The 20,201-nt window shown below is 50.2% G+C and carries 17 protein-coding genes; 4 read left to right on the top strand and 13 right to left on the bottom strand.

What is annotated here, in order from left to right:
* Window positions 1–19: 19 nt before the first annotated feature.
* Window positions 20–667 carry a pentapeptide repeat-containing protein gene (locus ACXAH4_RS10875; protein WP_474881859.1) on the top strand — a complete coding sequence of 216 codons (648 nt, stop codon included), beginning with the start codon at window positions 20–22 and terminating at the stop codon, window positions 665–667.
* Between the two features lie 38 nt (window positions 668–705).
* Here the strand turns inward: ACXAH4_RS10875 and miaE are convergent, their stop codons facing one another.
* Window positions 706–1,458 (bottom strand): tRNA isopentenyl-2-thiomethyl-A-37 hydroxylase MiaE, encoded by a 753-nt coding sequence (gene miaE / locus ACXAH4_RS10870; protein WP_119501816.1) that lies wholly within the window; start codon window positions 1,456–1,458, stop codon window positions 706–708.
* A gap of 107 nt (window positions 1,459–1,565) precedes the next feature.
* Window positions 1,566–2,135: a histidine phosphatase family protein gene (locus ACXAH4_RS10865; protein WP_474881857.1), complete on the bottom strand. Its 570-nt coding sequence runs from the start codon at window positions 2,133–2,135 to the stop codon at window positions 1,566–1,568.
* Window positions 2,136–2,284: 149 nt separating this feature from the next.
* On the opposite strand from ACXAH4_RS10865, the gene ACXAH4_RS10860 reads away from it, so the two are divergent.
* Window positions 2,285–2,962 carry a DUF1045 domain-containing protein gene (locus ACXAH4_RS10860; RefSeq protein ID WP_474881855.1) on the top strand — a complete coding sequence of 226 codons (678 nt, stop codon included), beginning with the start codon at window positions 2,285–2,287 and terminating at the stop codon, window positions 2,960–2,962.
* Window positions 2,963–3,212: 250 nt separating this feature from the next.
* Window positions 3,213–3,812 carry a Yip1 family protein gene (locus ACXAH4_RS10855; protein ID WP_119501819.1) on the top strand — a complete coding sequence of 200 codons (600 nt, stop codon included), beginning with the start codon at window positions 3,213–3,215 and terminating at the stop codon, window positions 3,810–3,812.
* Between the two features lie 78 nt (window positions 3,813–3,890).
* Here the strand turns inward: ACXAH4_RS10855 and purF are convergent, their stop codons facing one another.
* From purF to fabB, 11 genes are all read right to left on the bottom strand, one after another.
* Window positions 3,891–5,414 carry an amidophosphoribosyltransferase gene (gene purF, locus ACXAH4_RS10850; RefSeq protein ID WP_474846638.1) on the bottom strand — a complete coding sequence of 508 codons (1,524 nt, stop codon included), beginning with the start codon at window positions 5,412–5,414 and terminating at the stop codon, window positions 3,891–3,893.
* A gap of 14 nt (window positions 5,415–5,428) precedes the next feature.
* Window positions 5,429–5,917, bottom strand: a complete 489-nt coding sequence (locus ACXAH4_RS10845) for a CvpA family protein (RefSeq protein WP_119501821.1) — start codon at window positions 5,915–5,917, stop codon at window positions 5,429–5,431.
* A 165-nt stretch (window positions 5,918–6,082) separates the two neighbouring features.
* Window positions 6,083–6,664, bottom strand: coding sequence for an SPOR domain-containing protein (locus ACXAH4_RS10840; RefSeq protein ID WP_119501822.1), 582 nt, complete (start codon window positions 6,662–6,664; stop codon window positions 6,083–6,085).
* A 9-nt stretch (window positions 6,665–6,673) separates the two neighbouring features.
* The gene (gene folC / locus ACXAH4_RS10835) at window positions 6,674–7,957 is read right to left on the bottom strand and encodes a bifunctional tetrahydrofolate synthase/dihydrofolate synthase (RefSeq protein ID WP_474881854.1); all 1,284 of its coding nucleotides are present in this window, start codon (window positions 7,955–7,957) and stop codon (window positions 6,674–6,676) included.
* Entirely contained in the window at window positions 7,958–8,803 is an 846-nt protein-coding gene (gene accD / locus ACXAH4_RS10830; RefSeq protein ID WP_474881851.1) for an acetyl-CoA carboxylase, carboxyltransferase subunit beta, read from the bottom strand.
* Window positions 8,804–8,968: 165 nt separating this feature from the next.
* Complete coding sequence (gene truA, locus ACXAH4_RS10825) at window positions 8,969–9,760, bottom strand: tRNA pseudouridine(38-40) synthase TruA (RefSeq protein ID WP_474881850.1); 792 nt, start codon at window positions 9,758–9,760, stop codon at window positions 8,969–8,971.
* 77 nt (window positions 9,761–9,837) lie between these two features.
* On the bottom strand, window positions 9,838–13,869 hold the full coding sequence (locus ACXAH4_RS10820) for a FimV/HubP family polar landmark protein (protein ID WP_474881848.1): 4,032 nt from the start codon (window positions 13,867–13,869) through the stop codon (window positions 9,838–9,840).
* A gap of 17 nt (window positions 13,870–13,886) precedes the next feature.
* Entirely contained in the window at window positions 13,887–14,045 is a 159-nt protein-coding gene (locus ACXAH4_RS10815) for a hypothetical protein (RefSeq protein WP_161599157.1), read from the bottom strand.
* A 205-nt stretch (window positions 14,046–14,250) separates the two neighbouring features.
* The gene (locus tag ACXAH4_RS10810; protein ID WP_303575361.1) at window positions 14,251–15,267 is read right to left on the bottom strand and encodes an aspartate-semialdehyde dehydrogenase; all 1,017 of its coding nucleotides are present in this window, start codon (window positions 15,265–15,267) and stop codon (window positions 14,251–14,253) included.
* A 32-nt stretch (window positions 15,268–15,299) separates the two neighbouring features.
* On the bottom strand, window positions 15,300–16,451 hold the full coding sequence (locus ACXAH4_RS10805; RefSeq protein ID WP_474869156.1) for a 4-phosphoerythronate dehydrogenase: 1,152 nt from the start codon (window positions 16,449–16,451) through the stop codon (window positions 15,300–15,302).
* 137 nt (window positions 16,452–16,588) lie between these two features.
* Window positions 16,589–17,803, bottom strand: coding sequence for a beta-ketoacyl-ACP synthase I (gene fabB, locus ACXAH4_RS10800; RefSeq protein WP_119501829.1), 1,215 nt, complete (start codon window positions 17,801–17,803; stop codon window positions 16,589–16,591).
* A gap of 270 nt (window positions 17,804–18,073) precedes the next feature.
* Here fabB and mnmC point away from each other — a divergent pair, with 270 nt between their 5' ends.
* Window positions 18,074–20,062, top strand: a complete 1,989-nt coding sequence (gene mnmC, locus ACXAH4_RS10795) for a bifunctional tRNA (5-methylaminomethyl-2-thiouridine)(34)-methyltransferase MnmC2/FAD-dependent 5-carboxymethylaminomethyl-2-thiouridine(34) oxidoreductase MnmC1 (RefSeq protein WP_474881846.1) — start codon at window positions 18,074–18,076, stop codon at window positions 20,060–20,062.
* Window positions 20,063–20,201 lie beyond the last annotated feature (139 nt).

Genomic DNA, 20,201 nt, shown 5'->3' with positions numbered 1-20,201 from the left:
CGCTTCCATGGAGTGACTTATGAAACCCTTGTATTTTCTGTTCTGCTTTGCTGCCACTCTGAGCCACGCAGAGCCTTTGCCTTTTGATGATGACGTGGCCGAAATTGACGGTTGCAAACTGACTCAGGGAACACAATGCAATAATGCTGATTTGTCCGGTGCTGATTTGCGCCATATGGATTTGTCCGGCTCCGTGTTCACAAATGTCAATTTCAGCGGTGCAGATCTGCGTCATGCTGATCTCAGCTACGTAACCTTCAAAAAGAGTAAACTGGACAAAGCAAACCTGGCGATGGTGTCGTTGAATCACAGTGATCTACGTACTTCCACCTTAACCGGGGCCAATCTTGAAGGAGCCACCGGCTTCTCCCTGTTCGCTCAGGGCGTTAATTTCAACGGCGCTGACCTGACCGGCGTCAATTTCGACCAGGCGAGAATGTCGGGCGCAAAACTCAACGGAGTGACCCTGCGGAATGCCCGCATGGAAAGGGTCTGGATGAATAAGATTCAACTCGCAGGCGCCGATCTGACGAACGCAAACATTCAGGAAGCCAAGCTGAATGACGCCAATTTGTCCCGCGCTGACTTAACCGGAACACGTATTCATTTCGCCACTTTTCAGGGAACATACATGGCAGACTGCACAAATTGCCCCGTAGACTGGTGAAGGTATTCTTGCTACTGAAGCCAGCAGTCGGGGTTTCTCTATACGGGTAAACCGCTGTGGAATTTAAAATCCTCATCCGGTGAGGTTATCAGTTCACCTTCGACCTCACCGAAAAAAGCAATACGTTCAGCAATATCCTCACCGGCAATCTCTTCTGCCAGTGTCAGATAATCCTGATAATGTCGGGCTTCCGAGCGAAGTAACGAAATATAGAAATCGCCCAGACGCTTATCAACATGGGGGGCCAATTTTGCAAAACGCTCACAGGAACGGGCTTCAATGTACGCGCCGCAAATGAGTTTATCTGTGAGGGCTGCCGGCTCATGAGTACGCACGTGACGCAGTAATCCTTTTGCATAGCGGCTTGACGCGATATTTTCATAAGGAATGTCGTACTCATTCATGATTTCCAGTACCTGGAAAAAATGATGCAGTTCCTCTTTGATAAGCAGCACCATTTTATCAATGAGATCCTGGCCGTAAGGTGTGCCGGACTTGGGAATGATCGATTTCGACAATTTGTTATGTTTAAGCAGTGACTGCCAGTCGCCTTCTTTCCGGTACGCAAAGTCTTCAAAAGGCTTCAGCCATGCCAGTAAGGCATCGCCGCTTTCCTTATCTACCGCATAGCGACGGATAAGAAACATGGCACTTTGCGCGGCTTTTAGCTCGCAAATCAAATGATCAGTCAGTACCACCGCCAGATTGTCTTTTTCCGCGGCTTTTTCAACCCAGGCATCAGGGGTTTCACACTGTAAAAATGAATGGATAGGTGCGAGTAATTCGTTCATCTGCGGCCAGCACTGCTTTTTAAGGTTAATATATATCAGTTAAATAAAGACAGCGCCCTTCAGGGCGCCGCCGGGCGCGGATCCTATCACAAATCCGCCGGGTATTTTTAGTCGATCCACTGCTGCCAGTGCAGTTTACCATTTTGCCAACCCAGCAACATGCCGCCACAATTATCAATAGTACGGCCTTCACCGAAACTGCGGGCGATACAGGCCATCGCATCACCATGACTGACAATAAGAATACGGGAAGCCGTTTCGCTGTTCACCAGTGAGTGAAAAGTTGTCATAAAACGTTCGGTTACCATGTTGGCACTTTCACCGCCGTTGTCAGGCATAAGATCAGGACGGGTATACCGGTGTTCTTTAAATGCCTGATAGGCTGCAAGTCCGCTGGTTTCCTTTCCCTGCCATTCACCAAAGTTACGTTCGCAGAAACCTTCGTACACTTTATGGGTCTGCCCCAGCGAGGTGGCACAAATTGCAGCGGTATCTTTCGCGCGGCCAAGGTGTGAGCTGACGACAAGATCGATATCCCAGTTCCCGGCTTTTGCCGCCAGTTCAGCCGCCTGTGCCCGTCCTTTTTCTGTCAACGGGCTGTCCAGCTGCCCCTGCAATTTCTTGTCACGGTTCCATTCAGTCTGACCATGACGGCACAAGAAAATGTGTTTTTCCATGTTTATCCTTAGCATTCATTGAAGTATCAGACTTGTGGGAAAGCGCTGTTTCAAGTAGCGTTGATGCCTGCCACTCCCTGCTGATCACCAACAGATTGACTGCCGGTATTTGAAAGGGTTTTCGTTATTCTACATCATGAGATAAGCCGTTGAAATTAAGTGTGTCCATCATTGCAATCTTGTCAGGTTGTTTACTGTCTTTTGCTGCGCTGGCAAAAAGTGTGTCTGTTAATGTTTTTGCTGTACTGTCTACGAACATAGAAAAGACGGTTGCCTCTGTAAGCGATAAACTGAAGCAGAACGGTATGGAGAGCTTTTACGAACAGGGGTTTCCTGTTCATATTACGTTGTACCTTACCACTTACGACGAAGCCGCGATTCCCGGTTTACTGGCGAAAGTGGAAATGCTCACAACCACACAACTGGCTGTGCCCCTGAAAGCTGAGGGATTTACGGTAACCGCAGGGAACTGGGTATTTGTCGATGCGGTGAAAGAAACTAAACTTCAACATCTGGCAGATAAACTGACAAATGCCTTGTCCCCTTTAAGAGATCTTTCAGCGCCACTGCCTGCGTGGGTTAATGCCTATCCGCAAAAGAAGGCGGTGTTCGAACAATATGGCAGCCCTAATGTTTTTGCACAATTTGAGCCGCATATGACATTGCTGGCCGCAGAAGCATCACCCGCCCTGCCAGCGATGAAAAAGCACTTTGCTGCCTCTCCCCCCTCTGCAACCGGTTATGTAAAAGCTGTGGGCGTGGGGCTGGCGGATGAAAAAGGCCAGATAACCAAAGTTCTCGGACATTTTCCGCTCAAGCAACCGTAAACAACGTCTGTTTCTTCCCTTCTAACTAATTCGGGCCGGATATTTCCTTACGGCCCCGATTTTCTGCGCTTTAATATCTTCAGTAAATTCAACCACTCACAAAACTGAACATTTTTTAAGCAAAAAATATTTGACCCTGCACCAAACATGATCAACACTAATTGTAAAATTAATGTTAATTATATTAACCATAAACAAACATAAATATGATCAACGCTGCATGCAGCGCCGGTAACAATAAGGTGAAAATATGATATTGAATCACTTGCTCGGCATATACACTCATCCCCGCGAAGAATGGCAGGACATAGACAGACGACATGAAAGTTGTGTATATGCCCTTAGTCATATCGGGGTTATTGCGTTGATACCTTCACTGGTCACGTATTATTCCGGCGCACACCTTGGCTGGAGTATCGGTGCCGGTGATCTAATAAAACTGACCGAGCAAAGCGCAGCAATGCTGGCAGTGGGCATGTATTTTGGCCTGATAGCCGGTGTGCTTATTCTTACCTACATGATTCATGAGCTTGCTAATGCGTTTGACGCCAAGCCCAATTATACAGAGTCTTTAGATCTTGCAGCATATACGGCGACACCATTATTTATGACCGGGTTTGCTGGTCTTTATCCGGAACTCTGGTTCGTGATGACAGTAGGTCTGGTCGGACTCGCCTACTCTGTATACCTGCTTTATTCAGGTACGCCAATCATGATGCATATACCGGATGGTAAAGGTTTCATTTATGCCAGCTCTGTAGTGACGTGCGGGCTGGTACTTCTGGCTATTTTAATGGCCAGCACCGTGATCATGTGGAGTATGGGCTTCGGTCCGGTATACGTGCACTGATCATTAAATTTCATCCATATCCGAAAGCAAAAGACCGCTCTGAGAGCGGTCTTTTTATTTGGTGCGCGGATTCCCGGCTTAGTTGTCAGAATCCATATTGTGCATTTCCAGATTAGACAATTCTGCCTGCACCACAGGACCGCTCTTAGACGCTTCACCACGGGCAATATCGATACGCTCAAGGTAATCCTGGTCAATATCAGCAGTAATGTAATTACCGTCGAATACTGATGTTTCAAAGCGCTGAATTTCAGGATTCTCTTCCCGTACCGCTTCAACAAGATCTTCAATGTCCTGGAAAATCAGTCCGTCAGCCTGAATAAGATCAGCAATCTGGTCAATCTCACGGCCGTAGGCAATCAGTTCGTTGGCAGACGGCATATCGATACCATACACATTCGGGAAACGGATCTCAGGAGCAGCAGAAGCAAAGTAAACTTTCTTCGCACCTGACTCCCGGGCCATTTCGATGATTTGACCGGACGTGGTGCCCCGTACAATAGAGTCATCTACCAGCAGTACGTTTTTGCCTTTAAATTCTGAAGAAATTGCGTTCAGTTTACGGCGTACAGACTGCTTACGCATGGTCTGTCCCGGCATAATGAAGGTACGGCCGATATAACGGTTTTTCACGAAGCCCTGACGGTACGGTAACTCAAGGGTATTGGCGATTTGCAGCGCCACATCCATGGAGGTTTCCGGAATAGGAATAACCACATCGATATCGAGGTCTGCCCACTCGCGGGCAATTTTCTCACCCAGCTTACGCCCCATGTTGACGCGGGAAGCATAAACAGAAATACCATCGATGAATGAATCAGGACGGGCAAAGTAAACAAATTCAAAAATACACGGAGAAGTGGCCGGTACTTCAGCACACTGCCGGGTATGCAGTTCACCTTTTTCGGTGATGTATACACATTCGCCCGGCGCTACGTCACGGATGAAGGTAAAACCTACCGCATCCAGAGCCACGCTCTCAGAAGCAACCATGTATTCTTCGCCCATTTCTGTAATGCGCTTGCCCAGTGCCAGAGGACGGATACCGTTAGGGTCACGGAAAGCTACCAGGCCCTGTCCGATAATCGCAGCAACCACGGCATAGGCACCGCGGATCTTCTTATGGACGGTAGTGACCACTTTGAAAATATCTTTTGCAGTTACGGTTAAGTCGGCAACCTGCTGCAGCTCATGAGCCAGAATGTTTAATAACAGTTCAGAATCTGAAGAGGTATTAATGTGACGGCGGGCAATACGGAACACTTCGTCCTGCAGTTCGTGTGCATTGGTAAGGTTACCGTTATGCGCAAACGCGATACCGAAAGGTGAGTTCACGTAGAAAGGCTGTGCCTCAGCAGAGCTTGATGTGCCTGCGGTGGGATAACGGCAGTGACCGATACCCATATTTCCTGACAGACGCTTCATATGGCGCGTGTGGAAAACATCCCGCACCAGGCCATTTGCTTTTCTCAGATTAAATCGATTCTGTTCGATCGTAATGATACCAGCAGCGTCCTGTCCGCGATGCTGTAACACTGTCAGTCCATCATAGAGTGACTGAGCAACAGGTGTTTTACCAACAATTCCGACAATACCACACATTTGCTTTACCTATATCAAGCGGGTTTTAGAAAACTGGAGCTGCCTTTCACGAAGGTGAAAAACCACTCTATGATGACACCAAATTCCGGTATCAGCAGAGACTGGCTCCACCAAACGGCTTTTGCTGCATCGGTAAACGTATCCATAAAGAACAATAGTGCGCTTACAATCAGTACGCCACGTAAAGCGCCGAAAATTGCGCCTAACGCCCGGTCTGTGCCGGATAATCCTGAAGCTTGTACTAACTGGCCGACAACGTGGTTAAATAAACCACCCAGTACCAGAGTAACAATAAAGAGAACAACGATTGCAGCACCATTGCGCAGCACCTCGTCGTCTATTTGCGTGAAATAGACAGCAAGATCGGCATGAAATTCACTGGCAATAAAAAGTGCACCGAACCAGACAACCAGGGAAATGGCTTCTTTCACAAAGCCACGCATCAGACTTATCAGCGTTGAAACCGCGATAATACCGAGAATGGAAAAATCAACCCAATTCATGAAGCGTTATACTACCCGTCTGTCGTTAAGCACGCAGTGTGACTGCCCCGCTGCGAGATGGCGCGCATTCTAACAGAAGCCCCGGAGATTACCAATGTGTAATCTTAACGCGGACCGGGTAACTTCCCGCCTGAGTAAGAAAAACTTGCCACCTGCCGCCGGAAGCTATTCGGCGTTGAATGTAGCCACCTTCCCTTTCAGTCCGGTGATCTCCTGCAAATGCGGCACTGCTTTTTGTAATTTTGCTTTGTCGGTATCTGGTCCGACGAACACTTTCGTCAGCGGACCGGAACGGGTTTCCACAGGGCGGCTGAAGGCACGGTAGCCGGCCTGTTCAAGTTTTACGAGTAATTGCTTTACGTTTTTCTGGTGGCGGAAGCTGCCAAGCTGCACCACCCAGCTACCTTCAACGGCTTCCGGCGCAGGCTGCTCCACCACTGTCTGACGGGCCAGGTCGTCTTCAATAGCTTGCTGTGCTTTTTCTGACGATGCAGCAACCTGTGCAGCTTCATCATCAACCGCAGGCTCATCGACCACTTCCAGCGGACGTTGGGTGACACCCGCAACGCGGTCTACAGGAAACGGCTCGGGATCCACAATAGGCTTTTTCGCCGGCGTAGCCGGCACACTGACAAATTCGTCCTGATTCGTTTCTTTTTTTCTGTCGAGAAAATCTGGCAGGAAAATGACTGCCAGCGCGACCAGAATAACGGTGCCGACCAGTCTGTTATGTAACGCCGGGGTCACTGTTTACTCCTATTGGATACTACTGTCCTTGTGAAACGTTAATACATCCGCAACGGTAAGAAAAGAACCAAATACCAGGATGCGGTCATTCTCATTTGCTGCTTCACGGGCTGCTTTATAAGCTGCGGTTACCGAATCAAATGCATTGGCATGTACCCGCTGATGTGGCTGTAAGTGAGACATTAAAGTACTGCCACTTAAGCCTCTTGGCCCGCTGGTATTACCAAGGTACCACTTCGCCTTTACGCCCGCCAGTTCATCCAGCGTGGCGGCCAGTGATTTATCTGCCAGCATACCGGCAACAATATGCAGTTCACCGTCTAATCCGCTGTCAGCCCAGTCGCGCATTAATGCACAGGCTTGTGGATTATGGGCCACATCAACCAGCACTTCAGGGGATTGGGACAAGGTTTGTCTGCGTCCGGGTACATTCACAGTACTGACAAGCTGTTGCAGTGTGGTGTTGTCAGGAAACAACCCCAGCCGTTTCAATGTTGCCAGTGCTGTTGCCACGTTTTGCAGCGGAATTTGCGGCATGGACAACCAGGCAGTCTGCTCATCTTCATGATACCAGCGCCACATGTCACCCTGCTGCTCTGTACCGAACGTCCGGCCGGCCCACCAGGTATCAACCTGATGTTCACTGACGTACTCATCCAGCGTTGAAGGCGGCTCGCGCTCTCCTACTACCGCAATGCCGTTATTGCGCATGATACCGGCTTTCTCAATGGCGATGGCTTCACGGGTATCTCCCAGCCAGTCCATATGATCCAGACCGATGGTCGTGATAACAGCAACAGACGGTTTAACGATATTGGTTGCATCCAGCCGGCCACCAAGACCTACTTCAAGAATAGCAATGTCGACACCGGCATTCACCATCATCAGCATGGCGGCAAGCGTACCAAATTCAAAATAGGTCAGGCTGATATCACCTCTGGCCTGCTCAATTGCAGCGAAGGCTTCGCAGTACCGGCTTTCGGCTTCAATGTCGCCATTGATGCGTACACGCTCCCGGTAATCCAGCAGATGGGGAGAGGAATACACACCTGTAGTTTTACCCTGCGCCAGGCAGGCTTGTTCGATGAAGCGGCAAGTAGTGCCTTTGCCGTTTGTACCGGCAACGGTGATGACAGTCTGGTTTGAAAAATCTAAGGCGAGTTTGTCAGCGACCTGCTTCACCCGCGTCAGCCCCATATCGATGGCTGTGGGATGAATGGACTCAAGGTAAGCCAACCACTGCGTCAGAGAGTTATCCGCTGACGCAGTAAAAGAAGGTGATTGTTTATTCACTTAATTCAGGCGATGCATCTTTTCTAACAGGCCGTGTAATTTATCACGCATTTTACGACGGTCAACAATCATATCGATGGCACCTTTATCCAGCAGGAATTCACTGCGCTGGAAACCTTCAGGCAAGGTTTCACGAACTGTCTGTTCGATAACCCGCGGGCCTGCGAAACCGATAAGTGCTTTTGGCTCAGCAACGTTAACGTCACCCAGCATAGCCAGACTGGCCGAAACACCACCCATTGTAGGGTCGGTAAGCACAGAAATGTAAGGTAAACCCTTTTCGCTCATTTTTGCCAGTGCAGCAGAGGTTTTCGCCATCTGCATTAATGACATCAGCGCTTCCTGCATACGGGCACCGCCGGAAGCAGAGAAACAAATGAGTGGCATGTTGTGTTCAAGGCAGGCATTAACAGCAGCCACGAAACGGGCACCGACAACAGATGCCATGGAACCGCCCATGAAGGCAAATTCAAAGCTGGCAACCACAACCGGCATGCCTTTCAGTTTGCCCTGCATCACGATTAATGCGTCTTTCTCGCTGGTGCTTTTTTGTGCCGCAACGATGCGATCTTTATAGCGCTTGGAATCTTTGAATTTCAGAACGTCCTGAGGTTCTAAATCTCCGCCCAGCTCTTTACGGTCACCGGTATCCAGAAACGCATCAATACGCTTACGGGCGCTGATACGCATATGGTTGTCACACTTGGGACACACTTCCAGCAGCTTTTCCAGTTCCTGCTTGTACAGCACAGCCTGACAGCTTGAACATTTCGTCCACACACCTTCCGGTACGTTACCTTTCGTGGACGTTTGAGTTTTAGGCAGAATTTTTTGAATCCAGCTCATAGTAAGGAGAATCCTTGTTATCTGTAACTATGCTTCGTTGGTCTTTATTTGTGCACAGTGTTAAAAGAACGCGATTTAGCCATGTATTAGACCACATATCCGCACCCGGTAAAAAGTAAAACTGGTCTAAGAAGTCAAGCCACTCACCGACTGCTCATCAGGCTTTCAGGTTTCCGGCAGAAACAACGGCCCGGCCGGTTGGCGGGGAATGCCGAATGTGTCCGGGTAAGTCACATCGACCAGGTACAGTCCGTTCGGTTTTGCTGTTGCAGCCGCCTGTGTACGGTCTTTCGCGGATAACAGTTCTGCAATCCAGCTTACCGGCTGTTCGCCACACCCTACTTTAATGAGTGAACCGACAATATTGCGCACCATGTGGTGCAAAAATGCATTTGCACGAATTTCGACTATTACATAGCGGCCCTGACGAAACACAGATACACCGGTAACGTTACGAAAAGGCGTTTTTGACTGGCAGTGAGCAGCACGGAATGAGGTGAAATCCTGTTCGCCGATCACCGCCTGAGCAGCCTCGTGCATCAGTGATGCATCCAGTTCCTGGTATTCGTGGGTAACGCCGTTCAGCAGAATCGCCGGGCGCAGCGGCGAATTATAAATCACATAGCGGTAGCGACGGTGGGTTGCAGAGAAGCGGGCGTGAAAGTCATCACTGACGGTTTTTACCCAGCTCACAGCGACAGAATCAGGAAGGTTGGTATTCACACCCATTGTCCAGGCACGGTCCGGACGTTCACCGTCAAAGTCGAAATGCACCACCTGACCGGTGGCATGCACGCCGGCATCAGTACGACCGGCGCATTGCACATCAATGGGTTGATTGGCTACCACAGACAGTGCTTTTTCCAGATATCCCTGCACACTGGGTAATTCACGCTGACGCTGCCAGCCATAGTGTGCTGCGCCATCATACTCGACGCCCAGGGCGATTCTTGCCATGAAAATTCTGCTCCCGCTAAAAAACCGGCTAAGTGTAGTCAGCCACTTAGCCAGATGCAAGCGTTAGCACGCAGACACTAACTTAAACCGGCGAGGATTGTTTTGGCTTCTTCAATCTGATCTTCGCTACCCTTTTCAAGGACTTCATTCAGCAGTTCTCTGGCAGCGGTAAAGTCATCCATTTCGACATAAACACGGGCGAGGTCAAGATTTGCACTCTGACCGGCATCCTTGTCGATGTCGATAACATCATCATCTTCGCCAATCCCAGAGAAGTCAGACAGGCTGACATCCAGGTCCAGCGGGGCATCATCATCAATGGCACTGTCGTCATCACTGTCATTGATGAGAGTTTCCACATCAAGAAAGTCATTTTCTTCGGTGTCATCGTCAATGCTTTGTTGCGGATCAGACAACAACGCTTCAAGGTCAAGATCCGGGTTGCCCAGTGACATGTCCGGCTTTTCCTGAGGTGCCGGTTCATTGCCCCCGGCTGTGTCCGGAGCGACCGGTGAAGTGCCGGTCTGTGCTTCTTCGTCATCGCCCAATCCACCCAGCAGGTCATCAAAATCAGCCTGTTCAAGCTCATCAAGTAAATTGTGATCTTCGCTGTGATCCTGTGACAGCCAGTCATCCAGACCCGGCAAGTCAGACAATTCATTGTATTCTTCTGACACAGGTTTTTGTGGCAGTTCACCGTCCTGCTCCTGCTCGAGGCTGAAGTCATCGATACTGTCTTCTGTGTCACCGGCAGGTTCCTCCGGAGCTGAACGCTCAGAAGACGCAGGCGTGTCCATACTGGCGAAAGAAGGAATATCGTCCATCATCTGCCGGTCGAACTCTGCCAGTGCCTCATCAAGTGCACTGCCGTCATTCGACTCTTCCGGCTCTGGCTCTGGCTCTGGCTCTGGCTCTGGCTCTGGCTCTGGCTCTGGCTCTGGCTCTGGCTCTGGCTCTGGCTCTGGCTCTGGCTCTGGCACAAGGCTATCGTCATCGTCGATGCCGGCAAGTAATTCTTCTACATCCGCAGGCGTGGACTCTGCTTCTGCTTCTGCTTCTGCTTCTGCTTCTGCTTCTGCTTCTGCTTCTGCTTCTGCTTCTGCTTCTGCTTCTGCTTCTGCTTCTGCTTCTGCAGGCACATCGTTGTCAGTTCCTTCCAGTTCGGCAAGTAATTCGTCAGCTAATGCATCAACTTCTTCAGGCTGATATTTCTCTGCCTGTGCATCTTCCTGACCTGCTTCAGTAGACTCAAAAGCAGGCTCTTCTTCAACGTCATCTTCTGAAGGTTGAAGTTCTGCCTCATCGTCATTATCGATTTCAGCTTCTGCTTCCTGCTCATATTGCGCATTTTCAATTTCAGCAATAAGTGCGTCAGCATCTGACGATAAAGAATTCTCTTCTTCAGCAGGTTCCGGCTCTTCTGAGATCTCATCATCAGATAAAGTTACGCCTTCAACAGAATCTTTGTCGACTGACAACTCCTCGTCCTGTGAAGGAGCTTCTTCAGTAACTAATTCATCACCGGTAATCTCGCCGGATGCAGAGTGTTCTTCAGCATCCGGTAGAACTTCTTCCGGTGCAGACCCGTCTTCTCCGGTAACGGCTGCTTCTGCGAATTCTTCATCAACGGGCAGTTCTTCCGACTCCGCAATCTCTTCTTCTACAGGTTCATCCAACTCCGGCAGCGCATCAGAATCGTCCGGATCGTTTGTTTCAACGTCTGAAGTCAGTTCGCTTTCCGGTTCAGGCTCATCAGCGACGTCCTCTTCAACTGTTGTGTCTTCGTTCTCAATGGCTTCTTCTGGGAGGTTTTGCTCTTCCGCACTTTCATCTGTCAGGCTCTCTTCTGCCAGGTCATCTTCAGCTACGTCACCTTCTGCTGTGATATCTTCTGCAGGGTCCTCTGTTGCGCCCTCAGATTCCAGTTCAGCCAGCAAGTCATTGGTCAGATCGTCATCAATATCTGCCTCAAATTCACTGTCTTCGGAGTCTTCCTGCAATAGTGCTTCATCAGCAAGCGCATCCTGCTCACCGGATAATTCTTCGGCTTCCAGTTCGGCCAGTAATTCATCTGATAAGGTATCTACTTCATCATCTTCAGCTTCAAGCTCAGCCAGCAGTTCGTCGGCAAGTGCGTCGTTTGTATCGTCAACGCCGGCGTCATCCTCGTCACTGTCCTGCTCCCCCTGGAGCTCTGCGATGAGGTCATCAGAAAGCGGGTCAGTAAACTCGCCGGCATTTTCCATATCCTCAACGTCAATTTCGTCCAGGTCTTCGCTGAATGCGTCAAGATCCTGAATAGTCTGAGGTGAAGGCGCTGTTTCTGTAGTGATCTCGTCTTCTTCATCCTCATCGTCGCCCAGCATGTCCGCCATCTGGTCGAGTTGGTCCATTTCCGTGATGATATTGTCTGTGAGACGGTCCAGTTCCTGATTCTGATCATTGATTTCACGGTCAATTTTGCCGAGCATGTCATCATCAACATCGCCGTTATCACTGCCCATGACCGAATCAGACTGATGCTCGTCGAGCAAATCGTCGATATCAATTTCCGGCTTGTCTTCTTCGTCCGCTGACGGCGATTCAAATTCAGCCAGAATGTCGTCCGGGTCAATATCCCCGTCATCTTCCTCTTCCGTTGCAGGCTCTTCAGCTGAGCCTGAATTTGCATCCAGCAATGCATCGATATCAAAATCATCAACGTCTGCTGCACTGTCAACAGCATCTGTTTCTGCACTACTTTCTTCTGCCGCGTTATTATCAACAGAGTTTTGTGCCAGCAGCGCATCAATATCATCGTCAGCCACCATTTCAGCAGCCGGCTCCGCAGGTGCTTCCTCTGTGGAAGCGTCTGCACTGTCATCGTCATCACCGGACAGATCAATGCCGTCCAGATCGTCGACATCAGGCACCAGTGAATCATCAGATAACGGCTCATCATCGAACAAACTGTCCAGTTCATCCTGACCTAACTCGGAATCACCGTCTTCGAAAGCAAAATCGTCATCCGGCACCAGCATGTCATCATCAAGGTCAGCGAAGCTTTCGAGATCGTCGTCCAGTGACTCTTCCAGTTCGTTGGATAACACATCATCTAACAATTCATCGTCGTTAAAGAGTTCGTCATCTGACAATTCCGGCGTGTCATCCAGTTCAGGCACAATCGCTGCTGGGGCGGCGGCAACAACCGGTGCGGTGTCGGCGGTAGAGACCTGTGCCACAGGCTGCATGGGATCATCTTCTTCTTTCTTACCCCGTTTTAGGAACCAGGCCACCAGTCCGCCCACCAGTAATAACGTGAGGATACCCGACCCGATGATGAGGCTCATGGGTTGCATCAGCGTATTCATAAACGACGCGTCTTTTTCAGCCTGACGCTCCGCCTGTTCCTGCTGCATCATTTGCAATAACTGCTTTTGCAACGCAGTTTGCTCATCCATTTGATTCTGCACGTCCCCTTCCACCTGGGTACGCAGAGACGCTAAATCATCGTTAACCTGTTCAACACGGGTATATAGCTTGCGGTTTTCATCTAGAATGGCCTGCACGTTTTCCAGCGAGGCAGCAAATTGCTGTCGTAATTCATCAAATTGCTGAGTTTGCTGACTGTCCAGACGGGTAATTTTGTCTTCAATTGCGGAGCGGGTAGAACTGAGATCCTGCTGGTTTACCAGCGGTACCGGCGGTTTAAGATTATTCAGGCTGCTGCCGGGCTTGCTTTCCATACGGGCAAAGCTGTCATCATCCTGCTCGGCACGTTGTTTCGCTCTCACAGGATCAATGCGGGCAACATAACGCTCAGACGGCAGTTTCAGAACAGCGCCGTCAACCAGTAAATTAAGGTTTTGCTGCTCAAAAGAATCAGGGTTCAGTTCATAAATAGCTACCATCACCTGGTAGACAGAAAGGTTCTTATTTTGACGGTAGCGGTCGGCTATACGCCAGAGGGTATCGTTGTCGTCTATAGGACCATAAACATTGCCGGAGAACTGACTGGTGGCATCTTTCGGCCCGCGGATGGCAGTTTCCCGTTCCTGAGCCTGACCGGAATCAGGGGTTGCCGTCAGCAGCAATAAAAAAATAAGCAAGCCCGTAACATGCGATTTCATAGCGTTCCTATATGCCCTCAAGCGTCTACCATGACGGTGTCATGGTGGCCAGGCCATGTGGTGTAGCCAGTACACGGACAAGCCGGCACACCGCTGCCTGTTATTCTTATAATGCCGGAGCCTGATGCTCCGGGCGTGCCGGATTGCTTCCGGCGAGTCAGAAAACCGTCACTCACAGAATAAAACCTGTGGTTTCACGGGGTTATGCAAGCTTTAATCCATGATGACAAGCCCGCACAGGTTACTTACCAAAACTATAAACCAGTTAACGGTAACTATCTAGAAAAAGGCCGTTTTCTTCTGCCGATGACAGTCTGTAAAACAGCCTTTTCATTGTTTTATCGGCACAAAGGCGCAGAAGTTTACCTCTGCGCCGGGTGTTTACAGATAGTCTTTAATCAGGGTTTCAGCAATCTGAATGCTGTTCGTTGCCGCCCCTTTACGTACGTTATCAGACACCACCCACATATTCAGGCCGTTGGGATGAGAAATATCATCACGGATGCGGCCCACGTGTACCCAGTCATTGCCACTTGCACTGCTCACCTGGGTGGGGAACGCTTCTCTTTCTTCGTACACCTTCACGCCGGGCGCCTGCGCCAGCAACCCTTTCACTTGCAGAGCATCCACTGGCATGCGGGTTTCCAGATGGATGGCTTCACCGTGTCCGTAAAAAACCGGCACGCGCACAGCAGTAGCATTCACCAGCACACTGTCGTCACCGAGGATTTTTTGCGTTTCCCACACCATTTTCATCTCTTCTTTGGTGTAATCGTTGTCCATGAAGGCGTCGATTTGCGGGATGGCATTAAAGGCAATCTGACGGCTGAATGCTTCCGGTGTAACCGGCCGTGTGTTCAGCAGATTGGCGGTTTGCAGTGCCAGCTCTTCCATTGCACTTTTGCCGCCACCGGAAACAGACTGATAAGTGCACACATTAATACGTTCAATGCCGGCGATTTCATGGATGGGCTTCAGGGCCACCATCATCTGAATGGTTGAGCAATTCGGATTGGCAATAATATTCCGGTTGCGGAAGTCTGCCAGCGCATGGGGGTTCACTTCAGGCACAACCAGCGGTACATCAGGCTCGTACCGGAAATGTGAGGTATTATCGATAACGATACAACCGGCGTCCGCCGCAACCGGTGCAATACGGGCAGAAATATCGCCGCCTGCAGAGAAGAAACCGAACTGTACCAGCGTCCAGTCGAAGTCATCGGCGTTCAGTACTTCAATTTCTTCGCCTTTGAAGTTAATGGTTGTACCGGCAGAACGTTCACTGGCCAGCGGATACAGGGTTCCTACCGGAAATTTACGCTCTTCGAGCAACTCAATCATGGTTTGTCCGACCAGGCCTGTTGCACCCAGTACCGCCACATCAAAAACTTGTGACATTATTCTTTTCTCCTGTCGGTACGCTGAAAGTTTCAGCGCACAAAATTAAATTGAAAACCCAGGCCACTCAGTTGCTCTGTTATGCCTTCTGAAACCGGTGCTGCAAGTCGCAGAAAACCGGCACTGCATTCCCTTCTGGCAGGATAATGCTTACGTAAATTAAGAAACCCTTCTTTACCGGTATCACGGCGAAACAGCCCGTCGTCTTTGCTGACGTCGTATACAGACAAGATCAGGTCAGACAACGTAACCCAGTCCAGCGCTTCGGCTGTGGCATCAGGCACGTCAAAATGACGGGCTTCCGGCGCAGTTAAAAAATCTTCCATAGTGAGTTCTGGCGTTACACCCATGGCTTCACACACATGTTCATATGCCATTTGCGTTCCCCGCAGCTTACCTTCAACAGAGTGACCGGCAATGTGAGGTGTGGCAAACCACAAATACGGCAACAATGCCTGATTGATCTCAGGTTCATTGCGGAACACATCAAGAACCACCAGCGGTGCCTCAGGTTGTTGTAAACGTGTCAGCAACGCAGGTTCATCAATGACTTCACCGCGACAGGCATTGATCAGCAGCTGCCCTGCCCGCAGACCGCTTATACGTTCTGCATTAAGCAAATCCACGGTGGGATGAGGTCCGTCTTTGACAAAAGGCACATGCAGGGTAATGACATCACAGGTCATGATGGTGTCCATGCCGGTAAAATGCCGGCTGTCACCGGCGGCCTCAAGAGGCGGATCGCACAGTACATGAGCAATGTTAAGTGCATGCAGTCTTTCTGCCAGTGCACTGCCTACATGTCCGGCGCCGACTACACCAACAGTAATACGGCTTAAATCCAGCTTGCCCTGACGGTGAGCGTTCATCAGTACACTCACCACATACTCAGCTACGGCTACTGCATTGCATCCACCGGCAGAACGCCATGGCACACCCGCCTGTTCCAGTGCGGTTTTATCCAGATGATTTGTGCCCGCCGTTGCCGTAGTTACCAGCTTTAACTGCCCGGCACCGGACAGCAGCGCTTCGTTCACTTTGGTGGTAGATCTGACCGCCAGATAGTCAGTACCAAAAAGCGCTTTTGCATCCAGCGAAGGACCATGAAACGGTGAAGCCTCGCCGAGCGCTGAAAAATAGGCCATTCCCTGAGGGATACTTTCTTCGAACAAAATGCGGGTCATATCAAACACTGTCAGACTTGCTAAGGCCGGTATAATACTGGAACGTAACGTAATTCACAAAACGAAACGCCCGCAGCGGATAACCGGTGCGGGCGTTTATCATTTATAGCAGTATAAACAGTCTTCTGACTGCTTACTTATCCGTTGTAACGCTGCATAACCAGCGTAGCGTTTGTACCGCCGAAACCAAAGCTGTTAGACATAATGGTATTCAGGGTTGCTTCACGGGTGGCTGTCACAATGTCCAGGCCCGCCGCTGCATCGTCCAGCGTATCAATGTTGATAGACGGCGCGATGAAGTTGTTCTTCATCATCAGCAAGCTGTAAATCGCTTCATTCACACCGGCAGCACCCAGAGCATGACCAGTCAGAGACTTGGTTGCACTGATTGGCACACCGGACTGACCGAAGACTTCCTGAATAGCAGCCAGTTCCTTCACATCACCCACCGGCGTAGATGTGCCGTGAGTGTTCAGATAATCGATAGGTGCATTAACATTCTGCATCGCCATCTTCATACAACGTACCGCACCTTCACCGGAAGGCGCGACCATGTCGTAGCCGTCTGACGTGGCGCCGTAACCTACCACTTCACCGTAGATGGTTGCACCACGGGCCAGAGCATGTTCCAGCTCTTCTACAACAACCATACCGCCACCACCGGAGCTGACGAAACCATCGCGGTTAGCATCATAAGTACGGGAAGCAACAGACGGGTTGTCATTGTATTTCGACGACAACGCTCCCATGGCATCAAACTGGCTGGACAGTGACCAGTGCAGTTCTTCACCGCCACCGGCGAATACCACATCCTGTTTACCCAGCTGGATCAGTTCCAGGGCATTACCAATACAGTGAGCACTGGTCGCACACGCTGAAGCGATAGAATAGTTCACACCTTTAATTTTAAACGGTGTTGCCAGACAGGCTGAAACTGTAGAGGCCATACAACGGGGAACCATGTAAGGACCCATACGTTTTACGCCCTTCTCACGAAGAATGTCTGCTGAAGCAACCTGATTTAATGATGACGCACCGCCGGAGCCGGCGATAATACCAGTGCGTTCATTTGAAATATCTTTTTCTTCCAAACCGGAATCAGCGATTGCCTGTTGCATTGCCACATAAGCATAAGCAGCGGCATCACCCATAAAGCGCATAACTTTACGGTCGATGTGCTCTGATAAATCAATGTCCACGTTACCCCAGACCTGGCTGCGCAGACCCATTTCAGCGAATTGCTCTGAAAAAGTGATACCTGATTTGCCTGCTTTCAATGAAGCCAGCACTTCGTCCTGATTTACACCAATGCTGGACACGATGCCCAGACCGGTAATAACTGCTCTTCTCATAACTAACCCTTTATTTTGATGGGGCATATGGTAACGATTTTCATCCGTAAACTGGTCTGCTCTTTTTACTTAACGTTTTTCCCATACCGTTTACACGTACCCTGCCCCGTCATTTGTGTCTTATCTGCCCCTGCTATGATTACCAAAAGCCGAAAACGTTCAGCTTTTCATCAACACAGAGAAAACAGGCTTCAACCCCGCGTGTTTGCTTTGCTCAATGTATCATGCAAGGTATGATCACCCAATGTTTGTCTTGCAGAATATCAAAACGTGAAATCCCGCACTGCGCAAGTTTATTTTAATGACAGCGGCACTCCGGTTGCTGACGACTTCGATGACGTCTATTTTTCCAACGACAGTGGCATTGATGAAACCCATCATGTGTTTATTGCCGGTAACGATATTCCGGCGCGCTGGCTGGCACATACCCGCCGCGACTTTGTTATTGCGGAAACCGGTTTTGGCACCGGCCTGAATTGCCTGGTGGCAATGCAGGCCTTCGCTGCGTTCAGAGCAGAGCATCCTGAGCACCCGCTGAAACAGCTGTTTATCCTCTCAACAGAAAAATTCCCCATGGCCAGAGACGATCTGGCCAGGGCACTGACCGCATTTCCGGTATTAGAGGAGGCAGCAAAGGCGCTGTTGAATAACTATCCCCTATCCATTCAGGGTTGCCACAGACTTCACTTTGATGAATTTCACACCACGCTGGATTTATGGATTGGCGATGTACATGAATTACTGCCCCAATGGCACGTACCGCCCCGCGGGTTGATTGATGCCTGGTTTCTGGACGGTTTTGCGCCCGGTAAAAACCCGGACATGTGGACGGAAGCTTTGTTTTCACAAATGGCCAGAGTATCCAGACAAGGCGCAACCTTCGGCACGTTTACCGCAGCAGGGATTGTGAAACGGGGCCTGAGAGACGCCGGTTTTGTTGTTGAAAAACGTAAAGGTTTTGGCCGCAAGCGCGACATGCTGGGCGGATATTTTGATGGCCAGCACTCAGCTCCCGCCGCACCGCCTTACTCCCGTTTTAATAACGATGCAGTCACGGCAAACCACCGCCTGGCAATTATCGGCGGCGGACTGGCAGCAGCAACTCTGGCCCGGAGCCTGAGCCGTACAGGGATATCTGCCACAGTCTTGTGTGCAGATGAAACCCTTGCTCAGGGCGCATCGGGTAATCCTCAGGGTGGTTTTTATCCTCAGCTTCACAGTGAGGCGAGTATTGCCAGTCAAATTCAGGCTCACGGTTTTTTATACGCCAGCCGGGTGTACCGGCAGTTACCGGAGCCTTTTACACACGACTGGTGTGGCGTACTGCAACTTAATTTCAGCGAAACGGTAGGTGAACGACAGGCTAAATTGCTGGACAGCGAAGTCTGGCCTGAAGCACTTGTATGCGCCATATCTCAGCAGGATGCCAGTGATTTTGCCGGTGTTCCGTTGCCCGCCGGCGGACTGCACATACCGTTGGGTGGCTGGGTTTGCCCGCCGGAACTGGTCAGTGCGTTAATTGCCGGCTGCGACGAAAATATCCGGGTTCAAACCGGCGCAAAGGTCACTGCTGTTACTGAACAGGAAGATGGCGTCACCCTTTGTGTTAACGGAAAAGAACAGCACTTTGATTACGCGGTCATTGCCACCGGTGCTGACAGTATCCATATTCCGCAGATGACGGCATTGCCACTTCGTCCCGTGCGGGGTCAGGTAGAGGCTATTCCCGGCCAGCCATCAGTCAGTGCATTGCGTACCGTACTTTGTCATAAAGGCTACATGACACCACAAATGGATAACCGCCATGCTCTGGGGTCTACCTATGGAAAAGATGATACCCGGTGTGATGTGCGTGAAAGCGACACACAGACAAATCTGGCGACACATAAAAAAGCAATGGGGGCAGACAGCTGGGTAGCGCAGCTTCAACACGACGGAAAAGCCAGAGCAGCAATCCGTCTGACATTGCCGGATCACCAGCCCGCAAGCGGACAACTGTTGAGTAATGACGTGTTGTACGAAGAATACCGCGCCCTGAGCACCGGAAAGCCACTCAGCAGCCAGACACAGCCGCCTGCCGGCAGACTGTTCACTTTAACCGGACTCGGCTCAAGAGGGTTAACTACGGCGCCGTTAATGGCGCAAATTTTGACAGGCCAGTTAACTCATACACCGCTACCGGCACCGGAGTCTTTACTTCAGGCAACCGCACCGCAAAGGTTTGCTATCAGAAATTCAAACAGAGGAGTGGCGCCCTGAGCCGGGCAGAGTGCTATGGAGATGGTTGAGTCATAACACCATGCCGGCGCAGAGCGGCAATTTGAATGTGGCATTCAAACGCCAGTATGAATAATAATCCAGCCTGCCCCGATAGGAAAGTATTTATCGGTGGCCGGCG

Source organism: Alteromonas sp. ABV2_168 (assembly GCF_056161165.1).
The sequence above is the reverse complement of the archived record's forward strand: the minus strand, read 5'-3'. Positions and strand labels throughout refer to the sequence as shown.